20 protein-coding genes and 1 pseudogene are annotated in these 23,793 nt (G+C 41.1%); 16 read left to right on the top strand and 5 right to left on the bottom strand.

Annotation, left to right across the window (positions count from 1 at the left end; translation table 11 throughout):
- Positions 1-220 precede the first annotated feature (220 nt).
- Positions 221-1,144 (top strand): LysR family transcriptional regulator, encoded by a 924-nt coding sequence (locus tag E0H82_RS11820; RefSeq protein ID WP_131264984.1) that lies wholly within the window; start codon positions 221-223, stop codon positions 1,142-1,144.
- Between the two features lie 113 nt (positions 1,145-1,257).
- On the opposite strand, the gene E0H82_RS11815 is transcribed toward E0H82_RS11820, so the two are convergent.
- Both E0H82_RS11815 and E0H82_RS11810 read right to left on the bottom strand, forming a co-directional pair.
- Positions 1,258-2,472, bottom strand: coding sequence for an aromatic amino acid transaminase (locus E0H82_RS11815; protein ID WP_131264983.1), 1,215 nt, complete (start codon positions 2,470-2,472; stop codon positions 1,258-1,260).
- A 166-nt stretch (positions 2,473-2,638) separates the two neighbouring features.
- Positions 2,639-4,036 carry an amino acid permease gene (locus E0H82_RS11810; RefSeq protein WP_131264982.1) on the bottom strand — a complete coding sequence of 466 codons (1,398 nt, stop codon included), beginning with the start codon at positions 4,034-4,036 and terminating at the stop codon, positions 2,639-2,641.
- Between the two features lie 494 nt (positions 4,037-4,530).
- Here E0H82_RS11810 and fahA point away from each other — a divergent pair, with 494 nt between their 5' ends.
- From fahA to E0H82_RS11790, 4 genes are all read left to right on the top strand, one after another.
- Positions 4,531-5,838, top strand: a complete 1,308-nt coding sequence (fahA, locus tag E0H82_RS11805; protein ID WP_131264981.1) for a fumarylacetoacetase — start codon at positions 4,531-4,533, stop codon at positions 5,836-5,838.
- Complete coding sequence (gene maiA, locus E0H82_RS11800; RefSeq protein ID WP_131264980.1) at positions 5,825-6,463, top strand: maleylacetoacetate isomerase; 639 nt, start codon at positions 5,825-5,827, stop codon at positions 6,461-6,463. Before fahA ends, maiA begins: the two co-directional genes overlap by 14 nt.
- A gap of 21 nt (positions 6,464-6,484) precedes the next feature.
- Positions 6,485-7,033: a VOC family protein gene (locus E0H82_RS11795; protein WP_044739012.1), complete on the top strand. Its 549-nt coding sequence runs from the start codon at positions 6,485-6,487 to the stop codon at positions 7,031-7,033.
- 227 nt (positions 7,034-7,260) lie between these two features.
- Positions 7,261-8,040 (top strand): IclR family transcriptional regulator, encoded by a 780-nt coding sequence (locus tag E0H82_RS11790; RefSeq protein WP_131264979.1) that lies wholly within the window; start codon positions 7,261-7,263, stop codon positions 8,038-8,040.
- A gap of 119 nt (positions 8,041-8,159) precedes the next feature.
- Here E0H82_RS11790 and hppD read toward each other — a convergent pair whose 3' ends face one another.
- The gene (gene hppD / locus E0H82_RS11785; protein WP_116760403.1) at positions 8,160-9,212 is read right to left on the bottom strand and encodes a 4-hydroxyphenylpyruvate dioxygenase; all 1,053 of its coding nucleotides are present in this window, start codon (positions 9,210-9,212) and stop codon (positions 8,160-8,162) included.
- A 946-nt stretch (positions 9,213-10,158) separates the two neighbouring features.
- On the opposite strand from hppD, the gene E0H82_RS11780 reads away from it, so the two are divergent.
- The 9 genes from E0H82_RS11780 to E0H82_RS11740 all read left to right on the top strand — a co-directional run bounded on the left by E0H82_RS11780 (position 10,159) and on the right by E0H82_RS11740 (position 20,498).
- Positions 10,159-10,746, top strand: a complete 588-nt coding sequence (locus E0H82_RS11780) for a YitT family protein (protein WP_131265046.1) — start codon at positions 10,159-10,161, stop codon at positions 10,744-10,746.
- A 125-nt stretch (positions 10,747-10,871) separates the two neighbouring features.
- Positions 10,872-11,363, top strand: a complete 492-nt coding sequence (locus tag E0H82_RS11775) for an Lrp/AsnC family transcriptional regulator (protein ID WP_116760399.1) — start codon at positions 10,872-10,874, stop codon at positions 11,361-11,363.
- A 168-nt stretch (positions 11,364-11,531) separates the two neighbouring features.
- Complete coding sequence (locus tag E0H82_RS11770; RefSeq protein ID WP_131265045.1) at positions 11,532-13,121, top strand: peptide chain release factor 3; 1,590 nt, start codon at positions 11,532-11,534, stop codon at positions 13,119-13,121.
- Between the two features lie 96 nt (positions 13,122-13,217).
- On the top strand, positions 13,218-14,042 hold the full coding sequence (locus E0H82_RS11765; protein ID WP_131265044.1) for a hypothetical protein: 825 nt from the start codon (positions 13,218-13,220) through the stop codon (positions 14,040-14,042).
- Positions 14,043-14,109: 67 nt separating this feature from the next.
- Positions 14,110-15,066: an RsiV family protein gene (locus E0H82_RS11760; protein WP_131264978.1), complete on the top strand. Its 957-nt coding sequence runs from the start codon at positions 14,110-14,112 to the stop codon at positions 15,064-15,066.
- Positions 15,067-15,077: 11 nt separating this feature from the next.
- On the top strand, positions 15,078-15,893 hold the full coding sequence (locus E0H82_RS11755; RefSeq protein ID WP_131264977.1) for a TatD family hydrolase: 816 nt from the start codon (positions 15,078-15,080) through the stop codon (positions 15,891-15,893).
- Positions 15,894-16,011: 118 nt separating this feature from the next.
- The gene (gene acnA, locus E0H82_RS11750; RefSeq protein ID WP_131264976.1) at positions 16,012-18,768 is read left to right on the top strand and encodes an aconitate hydratase AcnA; all 2,757 of its coding nucleotides are present in this window, start codon (positions 16,012-16,014) and stop codon (positions 18,766-18,768) included.
- A 91-nt stretch (positions 18,769-18,859) separates the two neighbouring features.
- Positions 18,860-19,663, top strand: a complete 804-nt coding sequence (locus E0H82_RS11745) for a hypothetical protein (protein ID WP_131264975.1) — start codon at positions 18,860-18,862, stop codon at positions 19,661-19,663.
- A 64-nt stretch (positions 19,664-19,727) separates the two neighbouring features.
- Positions 19,728-20,498, top strand: coding sequence for a ThiF family adenylyltransferase (locus E0H82_RS11740; RefSeq protein WP_131264974.1), 771 nt, complete (start codon positions 19,728-19,730; stop codon positions 20,496-20,498).
- Between the two features lie 423 nt (positions 20,499-20,921).
- Here E0H82_RS11740 and E0H82_RS16550 read toward each other — a convergent pair whose 3' ends face one another.
- Complete coding sequence (locus E0H82_RS16550) at positions 20,922-21,059, bottom strand: hypothetical protein (RefSeq protein ID WP_165492947.1); 138 nt, start codon at positions 21,057-21,059, stop codon at positions 20,922-20,924.
- Between the two features lie 101 nt (positions 21,060-21,160).
- Between E0H82_RS16550 and E0H82_RS11735 the strand changes: the two genes are divergently transcribed.
- Positions 21,161-22,051, top strand: a complete 891-nt coding sequence (locus E0H82_RS11735) for a LysR substrate-binding domain-containing protein (protein ID WP_131264973.1) — start codon at positions 21,161-21,163, stop codon at positions 22,049-22,051.
- A 75-nt stretch (positions 22,052-22,126) separates the two neighbouring features.
- On the opposite strand, the gene dusA is transcribed toward E0H82_RS11735, so the two are convergent.
- Positions 22,127-23,146 (bottom strand): tRNA dihydrouridine(20/20a) synthase DusA, encoded by a 1,020-nt coding sequence (gene dusA, locus E0H82_RS11730; RefSeq protein ID WP_131264972.1) that lies wholly within the window; start codon positions 23,144-23,146, stop codon positions 22,127-22,129.
- A gap of 461 nt (positions 23,147-23,607) precedes the next feature.
- Between dusA and E0H82_RS11725 the strand changes: the two are divergent.
- Positions 23,608-23,793, top strand: a pseudogene (locus tag E0H82_RS11725) (anaerobic sulfatase maturase); the annotation flags it as partial.

The following is a 23,793-nucleotide window of genomic DNA, read 5'->3' as shown; positions in this document are numbered from 1 at the left end:
TTACCACCCGATCTGGTATAAATACCGCAATCGAGTCTGGCGAAAAGGCTCCCCGTTGTGACACCGTAATCCTTAAACGGTGGACTTTATGATTCACTCAAGTTTCCTTGCTTGGGTGAAATATGTTGTTTGGGGGGTAACGTGATATGGATGATAGAGACTTTGCAAAAGGGATGGATCGATATAAAGTTAAATCACTATTGCAAAAAACTGAATAATCATGAACTCAGATACGGAATTAGCATTTTTTTGTTTACTAATAAAACAAGGAAGTTTGGTTGCTACCGCGCGAGAGTTAAATTTAACCCCGCCTGCGGTATCTCGACGTTTGACGCAAATGGAAGATCGGCTTGGGGTGCGCTTGCTGAATCGAACCACAAGACGCATTAGTCTGACGCATGAGGGAGAAATTTATTATGAAAATGCGCTGCGGATTTTAAAAGAAATTGAAGACATGGAACGCCGCGTGTCGAGTACGCGATTTGCACCCAAAGGTTTACTTCGCGTCAATGCACCCTTAGGCTTTGGACGTTCATATATTGCGCCTGCGATTTCAGATTTTGCGAAAATATTCCCTGAAGTGGAGGTGCAATTGCAGCTGAGTGATCGTCCAGTGAATTTGCCTGATGAAGCGACGGATGTGGTGATTCGCTTTGGTGAAATTCCAGACTCGCGTTTAATTGCACAAAAACTGGCAGCCAATCGACGTTTATTGTGTGCTTCGCCCTTATATTTAAAAAGTGTTGGTATCCCAGAAACGCCACATGATTTAACCGTCCATCAATGCATTGTGATTCGACAGAATGAAGCGGCTTATGGCAACTGGCGTTTAAGTCTGGGTGAGCAGGTCGAAACCATTAAGGTGCATGGCAATTTAAGTACCAATGATGGTGAGGTTGCCTTAAATTGGGCCTTGGATGGGCAGGGGATTTTGATGCGGGCTGAATGGGATGTGGCGAAGTATTTACGCAGTGGACGTTTAATCCAAGTCTTGGAACAGTACAGTACCCCACCTGCGGATGTATATGCCGTGTATTTAGCCCGCTTGCAAGATTCGCCTCGTGTGGCCTATTTTTTAAATCACTTAAAAGAATATTTGGCGCAGCATGTCGATAATTTGGTACAACATCGAACCTTGCATTAAGCCATGCTAGTCCATGCTTTTACAGCAGGAAAATAGGCTTCAATATATAGCTACTCAGACATAAAAAAACCAAGACTGTTCATTTGAACAATCTTGGTTTTTGAAACTAAAGATTAAGCTTGAGCAGTTGCTTTTGCTAAAACTTCAGCCATTGCTTTGGCAACGATATAAACATTGTTCATGTTTAAGCCCGCAACACAAATACGACCACTACGTACCAAGTAAATTGCATACTCTTCACGTAAGGTATCGACTTGTTCACCGGTTAAGCCTGTGTAGCTAAACATGCCTTTTTGTTCAACTAAGTAGTTGAAGTCACGGTCTGGAAGTGCTTTGGTCAATTCATCTTTCAAAATATGACGCATTTTAATAATACGTTCACGCATTTCTTTAACTTCATTTTGCCACTGTTGATTTAACGCTTGGTCATTCAAGACTTGGTCAACCAACCATGCACCTGTTGTAGGAGGGCTAGAGTAGATACGACGTACTGTTGCTTTCAACTGACCGAAAGTGCATTGTGCAGTTGCAGCATCGTCACACACGAATGTCAAACCACCGACACGTTCGCCGTAGAGTGAGAAAATTTTAGAGAATGAATTGCTGACAATAAAGTTTAAACCCGCTTGGTCAAGTGCGCGAATTGCATAAGCGTCTTGTTCCATGCCTTCACCAAAACCTTGGTACGCAATGTCCAAGAATGGAATAAGTTGACCTGCCTTTAATACGGCAATCACTTGATCCCATTGCGCAGGAGTTAAATCTGCACCTGTCGGGTTGTGGCAGCAAGGGTGAAGCAATACCACGCTTTGTTCTGGTAATTGTTGTAAGCAAGACAACATACCGTCAAAGTCTACACCACGTGTTTCTGCATCAAAGTATGGGTAGAAATGAGTCTTTAAGCCTGCACCATTAAAGATGGCAACATGGTTGTCCCAAGTTGGTTGGCTTACCCAAACTTCAGAATTTGGGAAGTAATTTTTTAAAAAGTCTGCACCAACTTTCAGCGCACCAGAACCACCTAAAGTTTGAATCGTTACGGCACGACCACTTTGCACTGCTGGGCTATTTTCACCAAATAACAAAGCTTGAATTGCATCGCGGTAAGGTTTGAAACCTTCCATTGGCAAATAAAGTTTGGTCTTGTTTTGTTTTGGCTCAAGACGCTTCTGCGCTTCCATGATTGTTTCAAGCTGAGGCACAATACTGTCTTCGTTATAGTAAAGACCAATACTTAAATTGACTTTACCTTCACGTGGATCTGTATTGAACTGTTCCATAAGCGACAAAATTGGGTCGCCGGCATAAGGAGGGATATGTTGAAACATTAAAAAATCCTTGTTTGTTGCAGCTAGGGTCAAACTGTTCGCGCTTCGCATCGTCCAGTTAAAGTTGGTGATAACTTAAGCCGATTCACATCAGATTTGCAAGACCAGTTTCTTCCAATCTGATTCCGGTCTTACATGGGGGAGGAACAGCTTTTATTCAATAGACTTATTTAAAAGAACTATCGGGGGTTAGTAATAAGGTTGTATCAGCAAGTTTGCTTTTACGTTGCTTCATCCAATAAGCCAAACTTAAACAGCCGATCCAAGCAGGAATCATATACACCGCGATACGCATATCAGGGGTTAGGCTCATAATCACTAAAATACCCAACATAAATACAATGCACAGATAATTGGTAAATGGATAAGCCAAGCTAGGGAATAAACTGGTTTCTTGCTGTTGTTGTAGGCTCTGACGGAATTTTAAATGGGTGATTGAAATGACCACCCAATTAATCACAATAGCAGCCACAACTAACATCATCAGCAAACCAAAGGCTTTTTCAGGGAAGATGTAATTCAGTAAAACGCAGAGTGCAGTAACTAATGCTGAAATAAGTACGGCATTGACAGGAATCCCACGAGAATTAATTTTTTTAAAGAATTCTGGTGCATTGCCTTGTTCTGCCAAGCCAAGCAACATGCGGCTACTACAGTAACTGGTGCCGTTATAGACAGAAACCGCAGCAGTTAAAATCACGAAGTTTAATGCGGTGGCAACGCCTTGGCTGTCGAGCGACGCAAATACCATAACAAATGGGCTGCCGCCTTGTGCCATTTGGTTCCAAGGGAACAAGGCTAAAAGTACAATCAAAGTTAAGATATAGAAAATCAAAATGCGGTAAATAATTTGATTGACCGCTTTAGGTAAGATTTTTTGCGGATCATGTGCTTCTGCCGCGGTAATACCAAACAGTTCAATACCACCAAAAGCAAACACAATCGCAGCCATTGCCATGACTAAACCGCTAACACCATTTGGAAAGAAACCACCGAGTGCCCAAAGGTTGCTAATTGAAGCTTGTGAGCCTGCACTCCCTGTTGCCAGTAAGTAGGAACCAAAACCAATCATGGCGACAATGGCGAGAATTTTGATAATCGAAAACCAGAACTCCATTTCGCCAAACAGTTTCACGTGGAGCAAGTTAATGACATTAATTAAAATAAAAAAGCCAAGTGCCGACATCCAGGTTGGAATTTCTGGCCACCAGTATTGGACATAAAGTCCTACTGCACTCAGTTCTGCCATACAGACCAAAACATTCAGCACCCAATAGTTCCAGCCCGACATAAAGCCTGCAAAACGGCCCCAATATTTATTGGCAAAATAGCTGAAAGAGCCACTTACAGGCTCTTGTACTACCATTTCACCCAGTTGTCGCATCATAAAAAATGCAATGAGTCCAGCAATGGCATAACCCAGAATAACCGAAGGGCCTGCAAGTTTAATAGATTGAGAAATTCCAAGGAATAGACCTGTACCGATTGCACCGCCTAGGGCAATCAGCTGGATATGACGGTTGGATAAACCGTGCTTGAGCTGACCGTGATCATTGTGTGACATATGATTATTCTCATCCTTGTCGTGTAATTATTTCCTAATAAATTACGTATATCATAAATTGATTAAAAAATAATATACAAGTGGAACATCTAATTATTTTTTATTTAGCTTAAAAATAAAAAACTTAGAGGTAAATTTGTACCTGATGATCTCTATCCCACATCCGTGTTTGTATAGTAACGCACCAAATATGGGCATTTATTGTAGCGAGTTCACTGGGGTTTTCTAGCCAATAGTGTTGTTTAAAACAGCAGTTGAATACAGTGTTGACTTGAACGAGACACAACCTGAAAGTGTTAAAATTATGAATAAAGTAATTAAATTATATATTGCGTAATTTTATAAATTCAGTATGATGAAATGAAGTTGAAGCAATTGTCGCATTGCATGGAATTTTTGTTTTTATATAATTTATTGATTTTTATAAAAATAATTAAACTGTATCAGTGCGGATAAGCGAAGAGTATTGAGAAAATAACAAGGATGGCATCATCATGAACTCACAATTGAGCTGTTTTATTCCTGTTCCAGCCTATTCAGATTTCACCATTCATAATTTGCCTTATGGTATTTTTAGTCGTTGCAAGGAAGGCGAACGATGTGTTGGTGTTGCGATTGGCGAGTGGATTTTAGATTTAGCTGCGTTGGAGCAGGCAGGTCTTCTGCGCCTGAGCGAGCATGAATGCTATTTTAATCAGCCAAATTTGAATAAATTTATCGAATCAGGTTCAAGCAACTGGCATAAAGTACGACGTGAATTACAGGCTTTATTGGCTCTGGATAATCCACGCTTACAGCATGATGCAGCATTGCAGCAACAGGTACTCTATAAACAGCAAGATGCCATCATGCATTTGCCTGTACAAATTTCAGGTTATACCGATTTTTATTCTTCTAAAGAACATGCCACCAATGTGGGCTGCATGTTCCGCGATCCTAAAAATGCCTTATTACCCAACTGGAGTGAATTGCCTGTTGGTTATAATGGACGTGCCAGTTCGGTGGTAGTCAGTGGAACGGAGATTGTTCGTCCATCGGGGCAAATCAAATTACCTGAACAAGAACGTCCAGTTTTTTCAGCGACACGTAAGCTGGATTTTGAATTAGAAACAGCTTTTATTGTGGGTAAACCGAGTCGTTTAGGTCAGCCGATTCATATTGAAGATGCTGAAGCTCATATCTTTGGTATGGTGCTCCTCAATGACTGGTCGGCACGGGATATTCAACAATGGGAATATGTCCCTTTAGGTCCGTTTAATGCCAAGACCTTTGCCAGTGCCATTTCGCCGTGGGTTGTGACCATGCAAGCTTTACAGCCCTTTAAAATGCAAGGTCCTGTACAAGAGCCACGTCCATTGGCCTATTTACAAGAGCGTGTTGAAAGCAGTTATGACATTCAGCTTTCTGTAGAAATCCAAACACCTCAAAGTGACAGTGCGGATGTAATTTGCCAAACCAACTTTAAATATATGTACTGGTCAATGGCTCAGCAGTTAACGCATCACACCATTTCAGGCTGTAATGTCAATGTCGGTGATTTGATGGGCTCGGGCACGATTTCGGGTTTAACCAAAGACTCATACGGCAGTTTGTTGGAACTGACCTGGAACTCAACAGCACCCTTAAATTTAGCCAATGGTGAACAGCGTGGTTTCTTACAGGATGGCGATACGGTCATCATGAAAGGTCATGCAGAAAAAGATGGCATACGCGTGGGCTTTGGTGAGGTACGCAATACCATTTTACCAGCGTTAAGTTTTGACTTTAGCGAAGCAACGCAGGTACAGCATGAAACTGTATAGCTATTTTCGCAGCTCAGCAGCCTTTCGTGTGCGGATTGCCTTAAATTTAAAAGGCTTGAGTTATGACACGCAAGCGGTGCATTTGCTAAAACAGGGTGGTGAACAACATTCGGCAGACTATGCGGCAATCAATCCGAGTGAGTTGGTGCCGACGCTGCTGGATCAGCAATATGTATTGACGCAATCACTGAGCATTCTTGAGTATCTGGAAGAAGCCTATCCAAAGACGGCTTTGCTGCCTCAGAATTTACAACAGCGCGCGCAGATTCGTGCTTTTGCCCAGCACATTGCTTGTGAAATTCATCCCCTGAATAACTTAAGAGTGTTGCAGTACTTAGAGCAGACGCTTGCAGTGAGTAATACTGAAAAGACTGCATGGTATCAACACTGGATTAAGCTCGGTTTTCATAGCCTAGAGCAACAATTACAGCAATCGAATGGTGAATACTGTTTTGGCGAACAGGCGAGTTTTGCAGATTGCTGCCTAATTCCACAAGTCTATAACGCCAAACGCTTCCAAATTGATTTAACGGAATATCCAAAAATCCAGTCGATTTATACGCATTGTATGCAGTTGGCAGCTTTTCATCAGGCTGCACCAGAACAACAAGCCGATTGGGAATAAAACAGAAAAAGGAGTTTGATTATGAGTTTTGCAATTAAAAAAATTCATCACGTTGCCTACCGTTGTAAAGATGCCAAAGAAACGGTGCAATGGTACAAAACCATGTTGAACATGGATTTTATTTTGGCCTTTGCGGAAGATCATGTGCCATCGACCAAAGCCTTTGATCCTTATATGCACTTATTTTTAGATGCGGGTCAGGGCAATGTGTTGGCATTCTTTGAATTACCGACTCAGCCCGAGATGGGACGTGATGAAAACACCCCAGCTTGGGTGCAGCATATTGCCTTTGAAGTTGAAGACTTAAATGCATTATTGGCAGCCAAAGAACATTTAGAACAACAGGGTGTGAAAGTGCTTGGCATTACCAATCACGGTATTTTCCATTCGATTTATTTCTTTGATCCGAATGGTCACCGTTTAGAGCTGACTTATAACGATGTACATGCTGATGAGAAAATCGCGCGGATCACTGAAGAAATGAAACTGGAAATGCTGGATGAATGGAGCAAGACGAAACGCGCACCGCATCATACCCACTTTTTACACGAAGAAGAATTAGGTGCTTAAACCAATCTTTTGATTTTTAGTTTTACCCTTTACTGCATTTTTGACCGAGTGCAGTTTTTTTTTTGCTGTGAATTATTGTCTGATGAGTTGGGAGACTAAATGTCATTTAAAAAGATGATTTCAGTTTTTTGTAAATCTCAGGCATGATGTCACGGACCAATGTGTCCTTGTGTAGTCACACAAAACTAAATAAATGATTGAAAAAATGACCTTTAAAGAGTGCGTCAATGGTTGAAGAAAAGTTATCGGGTGGCGTGCAATCGCTTGAAGTGGGTTTGGCAGTGTTAAATGCACTGGTCGAGCATAATCAACCGATTATTCTCAAAGATCTATCGCACAAGCTAAGTATGCATCCAGCCAAAGTTCACCGTTATTTGGTGAGTTTGATTCGCATGAATTACGCCAAACAACTGGAAGATGGTCAATACGCACTGGGTGATCAGGCTTGGCGTTTGGGTTTGAACTGTATTCAACATACCGATGCTTTACAACAAGTCCAGTCGATGATTTATGCTTTACAAGCCAAGATTGGCTGTAGCATCCAAATTAGCAAATGGTCACCGCGAGGGCCTTTGGTGGTGCAATCGATTGAATCTAATCATCCGATTGCAATTGTGACCAAAGTCGGTTCAGTTATGCCGCTGGTTAACTCAGCTTCGGGGCGTGTCTTTGCTTCGTATTTACCTGAAAGTGTTGTTCGTACTTTAATGCAGGAAGAGTGGGACAAAGCAGCCGCTTTAGGTTTGGCACTTAAACCTGCCAATTGGGATGAATTTACCCAACTAAAACAACAGATTCGCACTGAACAGATGGCTTTGGCGAAAGGCGACTTGTTGGTCGGCATTAATGCGGTGGGTTTACCTGTATTTAATGCACAAGGCCAGATTGAGTTTAGCGTTGTCGCAATTGACAGTGAAACATTCCTACCATTGCACATAGGCAGTGAAAAAGTTCAGTTATTGCAGCAAGAAGTGGCTGCAATTAATCAGTTTATTCAAGCCCGCTAAGATGACTTGTGCTACATGCTAAAAAAGGCGACTGAATTCAGTCGCCTTTTTTGTGAGCGAAACATGCTTAAATGGGTTCGCATGTTTCACTCGCCTGTATTGAGGTTTAAATACGTTGTTTAAACTTGGAGTACCCCACGACGGATTTGATCACGTTCAATTGATTCAAATAGCGCTTTAAAGTTTCCTTCACCAAAGCCATCATCGGCTTTACGCTGAATAAACTCAAAGAATACAGGTCCAAGCATATTTTCAGAGAAAATTTGCAAGAGCAGTTTCTTCTCGCCATTTTGAGTTGAACCATCCAATAAAATACCACGTTGCTGTAGCTCATCTGTTGGTTCACCATGATTGGGCAAACGCTCAGGTAGCATCTCATAATAAGTATTTGGTGGCGGGGTCATGAATTTCATACCGAGGGCTTTCAGTTTGTCCCAAGTACCAATTAAATCATCGGTAATAAACGCAATGTGTTGAATGCCTTCACCATTAAAGTCGGCAAGAAACTCAGCAATTTGACCATTGCCTTTATCTGAATCTTCATTCAATGGAATACGAATTTTGCCATCAGGTGCGGTGAGTGCTTTAGAGGTTAAACCTGTGTATTCACCTTTAATGTCGAAGTAGCGAATTTCTTGGAAATTGAAAATCTTTTCATAAAAGTTTGCCCAATATTCCATGCGACCTTTGTAGACGTTATGGGTTAAATGATCAATTTCATTGAGACCTGTACCCACTGGGTGCGGGTTAACACCTTCAATAAACTCAAAGTCATTTTCATAAATGTCACGGTCAATCAGGAAAATGGGCATACCGCCAATGCCTTTAATGGCAGGAATATTGAGTTCCATTGGACCTGCTTGGCTATAAATAGGTTCTGCACCTAATTCCAATGCTTTTTGAAAGGCTTTGGCTGCATCGCGTGTTTTAAACCCCATGGCACAAGCTGAAGGACCATGCTCTTTATAAAAATAAGAGGCATAAGATTCAGGTTGATAGTTCAAAATAATATTGATATTTCCTTGACGCCATAAGTACGCATTTTTGGATTTATGCTTTGCGACTTTGCTAAAACCAATGGTTTCAAAAATTGGATCGAGATCATTTTCCTTTGATACAAATTCAATAAATGCAAATCCACATAATTCTAATGGGTTTTCTAAAATATCCATCTTATTTCCCTCTTGTCATGCAAGGACGAGTCCAATGTTCAGGCTGTTTGGGATGTGAGGAACGGCATGGAAAAACCCGTAGGTTTGTCAATATGAAGCAGGGTGCATGCAGTGGCATGCCCAAGTTCAAACGTTCAATGACACATCCTATGTGACTTTTATGATGGTGCTGTGGAATACCGCATCTTCATTCACTGTAGGGCTATTTTAGTTTTACAGTGGTTTTCTCTGATGGCTGTGATATTCCGTTCACCGATCATCTGTTTAACTGTGCTATTTGTGCATCAAAAAGGTGCACATTGGCTACTTTATGTTGAGAACAGCTTACTAAATCCAATTTAATTATGCAATACATAATTAAATTATGTTATTTGTAATTTTATTATGCAATATCTACGCTAAGCTCTTGCAGCATTCTAGATTTGGAAAAAACCTGTTATTGCACATAACAACAATTGAATTTGAATAAAATTTTTAAAAATCAAAAAACTACAAATTCATCTGTGTAATAAGCTACTCAAAAAGACGGTTGGCGCATTGGGTTTCTTTCAAATCCTGAGTCGCACAACTGTCATTTCACCCTTTCATTAAAGCAAGTTTACAGTATCTGTATAATCTATAATCATTAAAAAATGCAACAAAATTGTGCATAAATGAATTAAATGCACCACAATGTGTATTAATAATCAAATAATGCATGATTTGTGCTTGTTGTATTTTACTCAAAACGTACGGATTTACTGCTAAATTTCAAAAAAATGTTTCAATATGCGTATGTAAATAGCTGGATTTAATGAAATAAAAAATCTTATAAAGTTGAAATGTGCATATTTATTTTATTTTGGTACATAAATTGCATTAATTTTGCATATTGTATGTCTTGGATTTTCTTGTGGACAACCAACCTTTATCAAATTCTGCCGTTTTGGCACCTCTCCCAGCAGCCATGTCACATTCAAAAGTAGAAGATGTCGTGGCACTCTTTATTGGCACCTTCTTGTTGTCTTTTGCAATTAATATCATCCAACAGGGTGGCATTATGACAGGTGGTACGGCAGGTTTAGCCTTGTTGCTACATTACATCTTTAATGTGTCTTTCGGGACCTTATTCTTCTGTATTAATATCCCATTTTTTTATTTAGCCTATCAAAAAATGGGGCTGCAAGTGGTGCTTAGAACCATGGCGGCCATTGCTTTAGTGTCATGCTTTGCTGAAATTAATCCGACTTTTTTCAGCCTCGAAAATATTAATCCCATCTATGCTTCCTTAATTGCCAACATTATTTTGGGGGTTAGTTTCCTCATTTTGTTCCGCCATAAGTCGAGTATGGGAGGCATCAATTTATTGGCGATGTTCCTGAACGAGAAATACAATATTTCTGTGGGTAAATTCCAAATGTTTGTGGATATCAGTATTTTGATTGCATCGGCATTTTTTGTTGATTTTAATTTACTTATGATCTCGATTATGGGCGCGGTGGTCTTGAATTTGATCATTGCAATGAACCATCGTAAAGATCGTTATGTTGCTTAATTAAAGTACTTAACAGGGGGAGTAGAGCAAATCGAATTTGTTTTTCTCGCCCTGTTTCTATAAAGTAGTTTGCAGACAAAAACGCGCTTTTTCAGCAGTTTGATAACAAAATTCTAGGATAGATGATGGGCGATGAACTGGACGATTACGATCGTAAAATTATTCAGCAATTACAGCAAAACGGTCGTTTAACCAATCAAGAGCTAGCAGAGTTGATTGGTCTTTCGGCGTCACAATGTTCGCGTCGTCGTGCAACACTGGAACAAAAAAAGATCATTACTGGCTATTATGCACAAATTGCGCTGAAAGCCGATCCATCACCAATTACAGGCATGATCGAGGTCAGCATTCGGAATCATTATGATGATGGTTTTGAAAAGTTTTTAGAATTTATTTTAGATGAGCCGCGCATTCGTGATGCCTATAAATTGACAGGTACTTCAGACTTCCTGCTTAAAGTTGCAGTCAAGAATTTGGATGAGATGTCACAATTGATCAGTAAAATTTCATCACATCAATTTCAGATCAATGATATTACGACCTCCATTGTGCTGGAAAAACTCAAAGAAAACTCCATTGTTTTATCTAATCCTGCATCCAATACCGAAGCGCTTTAAATAACTGGCAGGGTTTTGTCTGTTGAACGGCAAAACCTTTCAGCATGAAATGAATAGAAGAAAAACGATTCTTACGCTACAATTGAGCCTATTTTTGTCTCACCTGACAGTGGTATGCGGCGCGTAATTTGCGTGAGCATCGCTGTGTACAAATTGCAGATTTCCCCAATGTTCAAAGATCAATTATTGAAAGAAGTACAGGCGCGCCGAACCTTCGCGATTATTTCCCACCCCGATGCGGGTAAAACCACCATGACAGAAAAACTGCTGTTATGGGGTAAGGCCATTCAGGTCGCGGGTATGGTAAAAAGCCGTAAATCGGACCGTGCTGCAACCTCGGACTGGATGGAAATGGAAAAAGAACGTGGTATCTCCATTACCACGTCCGTAATGCAGTTCCCCTTTAAAGATAAGATGATCAATCTTCTGGACACCCCAGGACATGAAGATTTCTCGGAAGATACCTATCGTACTTTGACAGCGGTTGACTCAGCACTCATGGTGATTGACGGTGCAAAAGGGGTCGAGGACCGAACCATCAAATTGATGGAAGTCTGTCGTATGCGCGACACACCGATCATTTCATTTGTGAACAAAATGGACCGTGAAATCCGTGAGCCTTTAGAGCTGTTGGATGAAATTGAAAACGTTTTAAAAATTAAATGTGTGCCTATTACTTGGCCATTGGGTACGGGGCGTGACTTCGCTGGGGTGTTTAACCTGATCGAAGAAAAATTTTATGTGTATAAAGCGGGTTTTGGTTCAACTATTACCGAGATTGAAATCCGAGATGGCTATGACTATGCAGATCTCCGTGAAAAAGTCGGTGAGCTGGCTTGGGCGGCATTTGAAGAGTCTTTAGAACTGGTGCAAATGGCGAATGAACCATTGGACCGTGAAGCATTTTTGGCGGGCCGTCAAACTCCTGTATTGTTTGGTACGGCATTGGGTAACTTTGGTGTAGACCATGTGTTAGATGCATTTAGCAACTATGCGCCTGAACCGAAAGCACACCCGACTCAAGACCGTAAAGTTGAAGCGACTGAAGAAGGTTTCACTGGTTTTGTCTTTAAAATTCAGGCCAATATGGACCCGAAACACCGTGACCGTATTGCTTTTATGCGTATTTGTTCAGGCAAATACGAAAAAGGCTTGAAAATGAAGCATGTACGTTTAGATAAAGATGTGCGTATTAGCGATGCTTTGACCTTCTTGGCAGGGGATCGTCAGCACCTAGAAGAAGCGTGGCCAGGTGACATTATTGGTTTACATAACCATGGCACCATCCAAATTGGCGATACCTTTACTTCGGGTGAAAAACTGCAATTTACAGGTATTCCACACTTTGCACCTGAAATGTTCCGCCGTGTACGTTTGAAAGATCCTTTAAAGTCGAAGCAACTACAAAAAGGCTTAAAAGAGCTTTCAGAAGAAGGTGCTACGCAAGTCTTCATGCCGCAAAACAGCAATGACTTGATTGTGGGCGCTGTGGGTGTGCTTCAGTTTGAAGTGGTTGCATACCGTTTGAAAGAAGAATACAAAGTTGACTGTGTATATGAGCCAGTAAGTATTAATACGGTTCGTTGGGTGTCATGTGATGATGACAAAAAATTCAATGAATTTAAGAAAAAGGCACATGATCAACTCTCTGTTGATGGCGGCGGGCATTTAACGTATTTAGCACCAAGTCGTGTCAATTTACAGTTAATGCAAGAGCGTTATCCAGATATCGTGTTCCGTAATACACGCGAACACTAAACTAAATAAAACAGCCTCTTTTCGGAGGCTGTTTTTACATGGTATTTCTTTTTTATTGGTGACGTTGCCGTTGAGGTAGCCTAGCGTGTGGTCGAAATGAAGAACAACAACATCATTCAAATTGCTCTTTTGCTATGTGCAGGACTTTCTTTGTCCGCGTGTGATTCATCGAAGCAACCACAAGATGAACAACAAAAATCAGCAGCATCCATTTTTAAGCAGGATCAAGCGGAAGTACTGCCTTATCTGCATATTAAACAGCAGCCTGCTAAAATTGCGTTGCCCTTCTGTGAAACTAAAAATTGCATTGATATTGATATTCAAACCCTTGAAACCCAAGACCAATGGTTGAATAGTTGGATGGCAAAAACCCAAGCCATGGTGATTCAAGATCAAATAGGCTTAAAGCAAAATATGAGTTTGCAACAAGCCATCAATGCTTATGTGAAAAAATCGGATGATTGGCAGGCGAAATACTCGAAGAATCCTGCTTATCAATTGGCACTGTATACCCGTATTGCCTATCAACGAAATGAATATGTGTTGTTACAAGTGGGCGTCAACAGTAAACAAGAAGACGTCAAGGTTGATGAGCGTTACTACTTTGCTGTTGCAGATCGAAAATTGCAGAAAGGTCTGTCCTTACTTGACATTGTTGAACCAAAGCAGCAAGTTTATATGAACGAGATTGTGCAAAAAGCCTATCAGGATTGGTTAAAACAACAAACGGCCGAAGCAAGACAGAAGGCGCCAAAAAAATTGTATTGGGGGCAAGCCGATTGGTTCTTTGACAGTGAAGGTATTGGCGTACATTACCGTAGCCAGCAAATTGCCCAAGAGGGTAAGCAATTAGACATTTACTTAAGCAAAGCACAAACGCAACAGGTTTTAAAAGCGGATATTTATCGGAATATGTTTTAGACGGCGGGATTGAAGCCTGAATAGGTGTGATATGTCGAGTGAAAAAATGAAAATAGGGTTGAGTCAAATGACAACAAAGAAAGTGATTTGGGCGGCAAGTGTATTGACGACAGCCATACTGATGACAGCGTGTCAGCCTAAAAAAGTTGAATCTGAACAGCCAGAGACTGCGGCATCATCGACATTGGCGCAAGAACAAGCGAGTCAATTGATTGGCGATTCGGAAAAACTACAACTCAATTTACCTGCGTGTGACGACAATAATTGCCCAGAAATGACCATTGAGCGACTCAGCAGTAATCAGCCATTTATAGATGCCTATATGGATGCTGAAATTCTGAAACAGGTCGAGCAGATTTTGGCGGTTTCTCCTGAGTTGGCTGCAGATGAAGCGGCATCGACCGCGAAAGCATCGGAAGTGGCAGCATCACAAGCTGTGGTTCAGGCAGCCACAGTGAAACAACAGCTCGAACAGCAATTACAGCCGTATACCCAAGCTTTTTTAAAATTAGATCAAGAGATTAAAGCGCTAAGTTCAAGTCATAAAATTAGTGTGATGATTAAGCCGACTATTCTCAATGCCAAAGGTCCATTGGTTACGGTGGTATTAAACAGCAGTAGTTACTTGGGGGGCGCGCATGGTTCATCTTCACAACAATATTATAATTTTGATTTAGAAAAGAAAAAACTGGTCAAGCTGAATGAAATCTTGGCACCGAATCAGTTGGCAGCATTAGAAAATCAAGCGCATGAAGCTTTTAAAACTTGGGTAATTGAGTCCAAACTGGCCAATGATGTGTCTGAATATGAACAGGCGTGGAAGTTTAAACTGAGTGATAATTATTATTTGAGTAAGCAAGGTTTAATTTTACAGTATGGTGAATATGAAATTGGACCATATGTGGTGGGGTTGCCGCGCTTAACCATTCCCTATGAGCAATTGCAGACGATTATAAAAAAACCGTACCTACCTGAGTTGGCCACTGAAGCAGTTGCGAGTGCTGCTAGCGAGCCAAGTAAGTAATAGGTTTGAACATGCCGCTACGTTTATTTGATACCCATACTCATTTTGATGTTCCTGATTTTGATTCAGATCGGGAACATCTGGCATCTCAAGCCAAAGCGGCAGGGGTAGAGGCTTTGGTCTTAATCGGCTTTGTCGCTTCACGATTTCCTGATTTGCTAAAAACGCAACAGGTTATAAATCATTTGTCAGAAGCACCGCAGGCTTATTTAGCACCAGGTTTACATCCTTTTTATATTGAACAACATCGACCAGAGCATTTACAGCAACTCGAATTACTCTTACAACAGCGTGACTGTATTGCTGTTGGGGAAATTGGTTTAGATACTTTTTTAGCCGAGCATAAACAATCTGAATTATTTGCCAAACAACAGGATTATTTTCAACAGCAATTAGAATTTGCGCTGCATTACCAAAAACCAGTGTTGTTACATATCCGTAAAGCGCATGCAGAAACACTAACCTTACTGAAAAAGCAAAAATTTAAATTCGGTGGTATTGCCCATGCCTTTAGTGGCGGTGTCGAAGAAGCCAAAGCATTTATTAAATTGGGGTTTAAAATTGGTGTGACAGGGCAAATCACCAATCCGAACGCGAAAAAACTGCATCGGGTGGTACAGGAAATTGGGGCCGAACATTTGGTGTTGGAAACCGATTGCCCAGATATGACACCACTGTGCTGTCAAGTTTCAACTCAACAACGAACCCGCAATACTCCAGCCAATTTACCGTATGTATTACACGGTTTGGCACAATCTTTACAAACCGATGAAAAGCGCTTGGCAGAGCAGCTTTGGCAAAATACGCAGCAGTGTTTGCGGCTGTAAAATTCAAATAAAGTGGCTGGGAAATTACTAATCCACAACATTAAAGCCAACGATTTGACCTACATTATAAAAAGAACAATGAAATAAAAATTAGCCATGCACGCCGGAGGATTCACCTATGGCAAAGTATAGTCAAATCAATAGTTTTAATGCCTTACAATCCTTTACAGTCGGTTCCAAAACTTATCAGATCTTTAGTTTGACACAAGCCCAGCCACAATTGGGTGATCTATCCAAATTGCCAAAATCACTTAAAGTTTTGTTGGAAAATTTACTGCGCTTTGAAGATGAGGTAACTGTCAAATCCAATGATATTTTGGCGATTGTAGAATGGCAGCAAACCCGAAGCTCGGAACAAGAAATTCAGTATCGCCCTGCACGTGTCCTGATGCAGGATTTTACAGGTGTACCTGCTGTGGTCGATCTAGCCGCCATGCGTGCAGCAGTGGCACAAGCTGGACGAGATCCGAATATCATCAATCCTTTATCTCCCGTTGATTTGGTCATTGACCATTCGGTGATGGTTGATCATTTTGCCAGTGGCCGTGCCTTTGCTGAAAATGTCGAAATTGAAATGCAGCGTAATGGTGAGCGTTATCAGTTCCTGCGTTGGGGACAATCGGCGTTTAATAACTTTAGTGTGGTTCCACCGGGAACAGGAATTTGCCATCAGGTGAATCTGGAATATTTAGCGCAAGCGGTATGGCTCGGTGAATCGGATGGGCAAACCTATGCCTTCCCAGATACCTTGGTGGGTACAGATTCACATACCACCATGATTAATGGTTTAGGGGTCTTAGGTTGGGGCGTAGGCGGGATTGAAGCCGAAGCGGCCATGTTAGGACAACCTATTTCCATGCTGATTCCTGAAGTGATTGGTTTTAAACTCACTGGGAAATTACGTGAGGGCATAACGGCAACGGATTTAGTTCTTACCATCACACAAATGCTGCGTCAAAAAGGTGTGGTAGGCAAATTTGTTGAATTTTATGGTGATGGACTGGCCGATTTACCTTTGGCTGACCGTGCCACCATTGCCAATATGGCACCTGAATATGGAGCAACCTGTGGCTTTTTCCCTGTTGATGACATAACGCTGGCCTATATGCGCTTAACAGGACGTACTGATGAACGCATCGCTTTGGTTGAAGCATATTGTAAAGAACAAGGCTTATGGCGAAATGCAGGGGATGAACCTGTATTTACCGATACTTTAAGTCTAGATATGTCGACTGTGGCTGCAAGTGTGGCGGGTCCAAAACGCCCACAAGATCGAGTATTACTGGCAGATGTCCCACAAACTTTTGATGCTTTAATGGAGCTGAGTTTAAAACCTGCAAAAGAAGATAAGGCACGTTTGGAAAATGAAGGGGGGGGCGGTACAGCGGTCGATGCACAAAAATCCAATGTCACGCATGAAAGTGCATTCTGTGAAATCGATGGTAAGCAGTATCCATTGGTACATGGTGATGTGGTGATTTCCGCTATTACCTCCTGTACCAATACGTCTAATCCGAGTGTGATGTTGGCGGCAGGTCTATTGGCAAAAAAAGCCATTGAAAAAGGACTACAACGCAAACCTTGGGTCAAAAGCTCCTTGGCACCTGGTTCTAAAGTGGTGACAGATTATTTGAATGCCGCAGGTTTAACGCCTTATCTTGATCAGTTGGGTTATAACTTGGTTGGTTATGGTTGTACCACCTGTATTGGTAATTCGGGACCTTTACCTGAAGCAATTGAAGAAGCAATCAATTGTTATGATTTAAATGTTGCTTCGGTGTTATCGGGCAATCGTAATTTTGAAGGACGAGTACATCCTTTGGTGAAAACCAACTGGTTGGCTTCACCGCCTTTGGTGATTGCTTTTGGTTTGGCAGGCAACATTCGTCTAGATTTAACCACACAACCGATTGGACTGGGTATAAATGGCGAAGCGGTCTATTTAAAAGACATTTGGCCAAGTCAGGCAGAAATAGACGAAGTCTTGCAGAACGTGAATACCGACATGTTCCATAAAGAATATGCCGCGGTATTTGAAGGCGATGCTAGTTGGAAGGCGATTCAAATTCCACAAAGTCAGACTTATGCATGGGACGAGCATTCTACCTATATTCGGCATCCGCCATTTTTTGCGGATATTGGGCAACCCCTGAATTCATTACATAATATTGAGCATGCGCGAATACTGGCAGTGCTTGGAGATTCGGTCACCACCGATCATATTTCCCCTGCAGGAAATATTAAAAAAGACAGCCCTGCTGGCCGCTATCTGCAAGAGCATGGCGTAGAGCCGAACGATTTTAACTCCTATGGTTCACGTCGCGGTAATCATGAAGTTATGATGCGCGGCACATTTGCCAATATCCGTATTAAAAATGAAATGTTAGGTGGCGAAGAAGGCGGCAATACGTTGCATATTCCAAGCGGTGAAAAACTGGCCATTTATGATGCTGCCATGTTGTATCAACAGCAAGGCACGCCGTTGGTGATTATTGCAGGTAAAGAATATGGCACAGGCTCTTCCCGTGATTGGGCTGCGAAGGGCACCAATTTACTGGGGGTAAAAGCCGTCATTGCTGAAAGTTTTGAGCGGATTCACCGTTCCAATTTGGTTGGCATGGGCGTGTTGCCATTGCAGTTTATGTCTGATCAGAACCGACAGAGTTTAAATCTGACAGGGCATGAAAGTATTTCGATTCTAGGCTTGTCGGATGATTTGGCGCCACATCAGACCTTTGAAGTGGAAGTCACTCGAACCGATGGCTCTCGTGATTCATTCCCTGTTTTATGTCGTATTGATACTCTCAACGAAGTTGAATATTTCAAAGCAGGCGGAATCTTGCATTATGTATTGCGCCATTTAATTGCGAGTTGATATAGCCAACGCGATCCCTTACAAGGAGCCTTATGATGCGAAGTCTAAGGCTCCTTTTGTATAGATTAAACAACTAAACAAGATAGCATGTATGTTGAAATTTTTATTGGCAGGGTGTGTATGCCTATTTCCTGTTTGGGGCCATGCAAAACCGCAAGCCCAGATATTAAAACCACAAAAAATTACGCAGGCACAGCGCGAAAGTATTTGTTCTCAGCTCAAGATTTCCTGTGAGACTGATACCACATGGCAACTTTATCAGGTTCCGAATCAGCCTAAACAGCACTATGTAATTGAAAAATTGAAACTCTTTGAGCTTGAAAAAAATACACAAAGTTATCAATTGCGTAATGATTGGGATTTTTCAGATTACCGACCGCTTACTCAGAATCCACACTGGACTGTGGATGGTACAGCAGCAGTCGAAGATTTGCTGGATGAGCAAGGCCATTTTGTTCGAGCCGATGCCTTACACCTGTATCCCGTGTTATTTCCAGTCAACGATACAGATTACAGCATTGCCCTGATTCAGCGTTGGGAAGAGATGTATTCAGGTGGGGGCATGACGGAAGAAGTGGCGGACTTTCTACAGCTCAATCCTCAGGGCAAATACCAACAGATTTTTCAGAATATTCCATTTTCTGTCTCAAGAATGATTCGAGCCTGTTTCTCGGAACAAGATTATGCTCAGTCGAATGGAAACTGCCATGATCAAGAAACATTACTGTTGAATATTGAATATCTACAAGCGAATACGTGGCGCATGAAATATCACTATATTCGCACTTTGTCGCCATCATCTGATCAGCAGCCTGTGAATCAAAGCAAGCGCTATATTTTAAAAAGCAATAATCCACAAGCGATTCAAATTCCTGCGGCATGGACATCATATTAGGATTCGATTCAGCCCATGAGTTTGCTAAAATGGCGACGATTCCGTTTTTAGATTTGATCTCCTCATGACTGACTTACTTCAAGATGATGAATATGACCGCCGTTTTGCAGGTGTAGCCAAAATTTATGGTGAGGATACATTCAGTCATTATGAGAAAAGCCATGTCATGGTGATTGGAATTGGCGGTGTAGGTTCATGGGCAGTAGAAGCCTTGGCGCGCACGGGTGTGGGAGAGCTGACTTTGGTGGATATGGATGTGGTTGCTGCATCGAATATTAATCGTCAATTACCTGCAATGACCTCGACTTTAGGCTGTGAAAAAATTGAAGTCATGGCGGAACGTTGTCGTTCAATTAATCCGAAAATTAAAATTAACCTGATCGATGATTATTTAACCCCAGACAATGTCAAAGAGTTGCTCAGCAATGCCCCTGATTTAATTCTGGACTGCATTGATGATGTGAAAGCCAAGTTGGCGCTGATGTTACATTGCCGTTTTAATAAAATTCCGCTAATTGTTTCGGGAGGAGCTGGCGGTAAATTAGATCCACTGAAAATTCGAGTCGCAGATTTATCTAAAACCGAACAAGACCCGATGTTGGCAAAATTACGCACTCAACTACGTTCGAAAGGCATTTGTAAAAAACCAAAAGAAAAGTTTGGCATTACCTGTGTGTACTCGATTGATAATCCATTTTCCAGCGCCGATGTTTGCCCAAGTGCGGGTTTGCGTTGTGGGGGCTATGGTTCGGCAGTTGTGGTGACTTCGAGTTTTGCCATGATTGCGGTTGCAGAAGTACTGAAAAAATTAGATCAAATCAAAGCGAAGCAATAAGACTGTTTTAGGTTTAATTGGGCGATATAAATCAATTTATTTATGTCGCCCATAGATGATAAAAAATTTAAATGAATAGAAAAAAGAGAAAAGCAAAATGAGCTTTTTTAAAATGATAGGGTTCTCAAAAAAATGCCTGTGAATGAATTGAAAAACGTGGTGCAAGAGAACGTCTTTTTAAAAAGATGCTGTTTTGAGTGACAACCTTGTTGGGAAATATATGCAGTATCAGTATGATTTTAAACTTAGAAAAACCACGTGTGTCACTCATATAAAAAAAGCGTGCTTCAGTGAAACTGGGCATAAGCCTGCTAAAACAAATTTTTTGAAACATTATAGATTCTGATTGACCCCGTGGAGATCTGAGTCGCTGAGATTTTCCCTCTACCAAGCTTCATGAAAATGAGCTAAGCCTTGATATCATTAGTCTTGTAAATAAATTAATTCAAGTGGTTGCGTACTTTTCCCTGTTCGTTTCGCGATAAAACCATCATAAAGATGGAGTAAAACCAAAGCGCTGATAATGCAAACTAACACCAGTATTTGTTTGGATAAACGCATGCTTTTTCTCTTCTCGAAGCCTCTTTAAGTCAAGTGTAGTTAAATTAATTGATCTCATCTAATATAGAAAAAATAAGGTTTGATCTAATTTTGAGATGATGATGGCAACACTCAAGCAATTTAATTATTTGATTAAAATAGTCGAGGAGGGCGGCTTTATCGCGGCTTCTGAAAAGTTATTTATTGCCCAATCGGCGTTGAGTCGACAGATTAAGCTTTTGGAAGAAGAAGTTGGATTTGAAATTTTTGATCGGGGCGATAAAAAAATAAAGTTGACCAAAGCGGGGCAGTTTTTTTATGCTCAGCTGAAAAATAATGTGCTGAACTTAGAACATATTATTGAAAATTCTAAAGATATCGCAAATGGGAAAAATCGACTCATTAAAATTGCACACTCAAGTACCGTTACAATGAGCTTGGAAAAAGTCAAAGTATTTGATCAAGCCTCAAGGGATCTCGAGGTTCATTTTGAACTCAATACGTTATCTTCAGAAGATCAGGTTCTAGCACTCAAGACGGGTCGTATTGATGTCGGTTTTATTCGCCCACCTGTTTTAAATCACCTTGATGAGTTACATGTGGTAAAGCTCTACCATGAGCCTTTATATGTCGCGTTACATCTAAACCATATGTTAGCCATAGAAAAAAGCATCAAAATTCAGCAGTTAAGGCATGAAAATTTTGTCTCAACACCACATGCTGAACGGGGTGGGCTGAGTTATTTAGTCTCGAATCTTTGCCTCAGTGCGGGTTTTACCCCAAAGAAAGCACCCATTCAGTCGCGTAAAGTATCCCAACTTCAATTGGTTGCTGCTGAAATTGGGGTTTGTATCGTCCCTGAAGAATTTGCAGAGATTTTGCCAGAACAGGTGAGGCTCATTCCTTTGGAGGCTGCAAATAGCTTGTCCGATGTGGTGATGGTATGGAGTCAAAATGCCGATGAGGTGATACAGAAAAGTACTGAGTATTTGCTGCATCATTTACAACGATGATCTCTACAGATCATCGTTGTATTCAAAAGATTGGCATAATGCAGAATTTTTGATGGGTTAAATATTTAATGGCGATTAAACCGACTGTTCTTTTAAGTAATCCTCAGTGCGTTGCATCGCTTCTTTGATGTTGATAATTGCATTTTCTACATCGGAAAACGTCTTGGCATTACCACCACTTAAAGCTTGACGCCACTTTCGAGCACCTGGAAGGTTTTGAAATAATCCCAGAATATGACGGGTGATAATCGATAAAGGAGCACCCTCAGCCATACGCTGAGCAATATAAGGCAGCATTTGATCGATGATATCAAAACGATCAGGCAGGTCTAAATTCCACAATTGACCCAGTTCAGCCAAAAGGTACGGATTGTGATAGGCCTCACGACCAATCATCACACCATCCACATGCTTGAGATGTTCCTGTGTTTCAGCAAAGGTTTTAATCCCGCCATTAATTTCAATCAGTAGATTTGGGCGTTCTTGTTTGAGTCGATAGACATCTTCATAACGCAGCGGTGGAACTTCACGGTTTTCTTTTGGAGATAAACCCTGCAATAACGCAATACGCGCATGCACGATAAAATTATCACAACCTGTTTTAGCGACGGTATCGACAAAATGCAGCATTTCTTCATAAGAGTGCATATCATCAATGCCGATACGATGTTTCACGGTGACAGGAATATCCACTGCATTACGCATTTCAGCGATACATTCTGCAACGAGGTCAGGTTCTGCCATGAGACAGGCACCGATTTTATTGTTTTGTACACGGTCACTAGGGCAGCCAACGTTTAAATTGACTTCATCGTAGCCCCAGTCTTGTGCCATCTTTGTGCAAGTGGCTAAGTCTTTGGGATTGGAGCCACCAAGTTGTAAAACAATTGGATGTTCTTGATTGTTAAAGTCTAAATGGCGTTTGGCATCGCCAAAAAGAATGGCACCTGTGGTGACCATTTCGGTATATAAAATGACGTTCGGATTAAATAAACGGGCAAAGAATCGATAGTCTTTGGTGGTCCAATCCATCATCGGGGCAACAGATATACGCGGAAGCTGTGCTATATCAGCATTCGGTTTTAAATCAGACATGAAAGAACCTATCGAATTGGCTGCCTACACTTTTAAGAACAAAGTGAGAACAAGCAAAACAGAATTTAACTATATGAAGGGTCGCTATAGTGCAAAAAATAGGACAAAAAGGCAAGATATAGCAGCCAAGATTTTGTTAACTGCCTCGCAATTCTATTCTTGGCTTATATTGTTCATTCTCTCATCTGTTGCACGTATTAAATATTGGCAAGATTATTTTTGTGCTGAACCATTGTCCGTATCGTAAATTATCAATCGATAAAAAAAATTGTATAAATAAGCAATGAAAAAACAGATTCTATTTTTATAACTAGTTAATAATATTTGATTTTTTAAAAGGCTTTAATTTTTTAGGGTTTATACAAATAAGTCCTTGCTCACACTTTTTTGTTTGTTTAGTATGAAACATGATAACAACGATTTACCTATAAGATGATAACAACTCGGGGAATTTAAAAAATATGCACAAGATACCGATACAGGCAGCTTCCCCGCCACTCAGAACCATGCAATTACCAGGTCAAACCTATCGTTATCACGTGATGGTCAAACCCTCAGGTGCACAGTGTAACTTAGACTGTAGCTACTGTTTCTATTTGCACAAACAAGACATGCTGCACCAACCGAAAACCCCGCGTATGGCGGAG

Origin of the sequence: Acinetobacter sp. ANC 4910, assembly GCF_004331035.1 — a bacterium.
Lineage (GTDB): Bacteria > Pseudomonadota > Gammaproteobacteria > Pseudomonadales > Moraxellaceae > Acinetobacter.
Note: the sequence above shows the minus strand (reverse complement) of the source record. Positions and strands in the feature narration are given on the sequence as shown.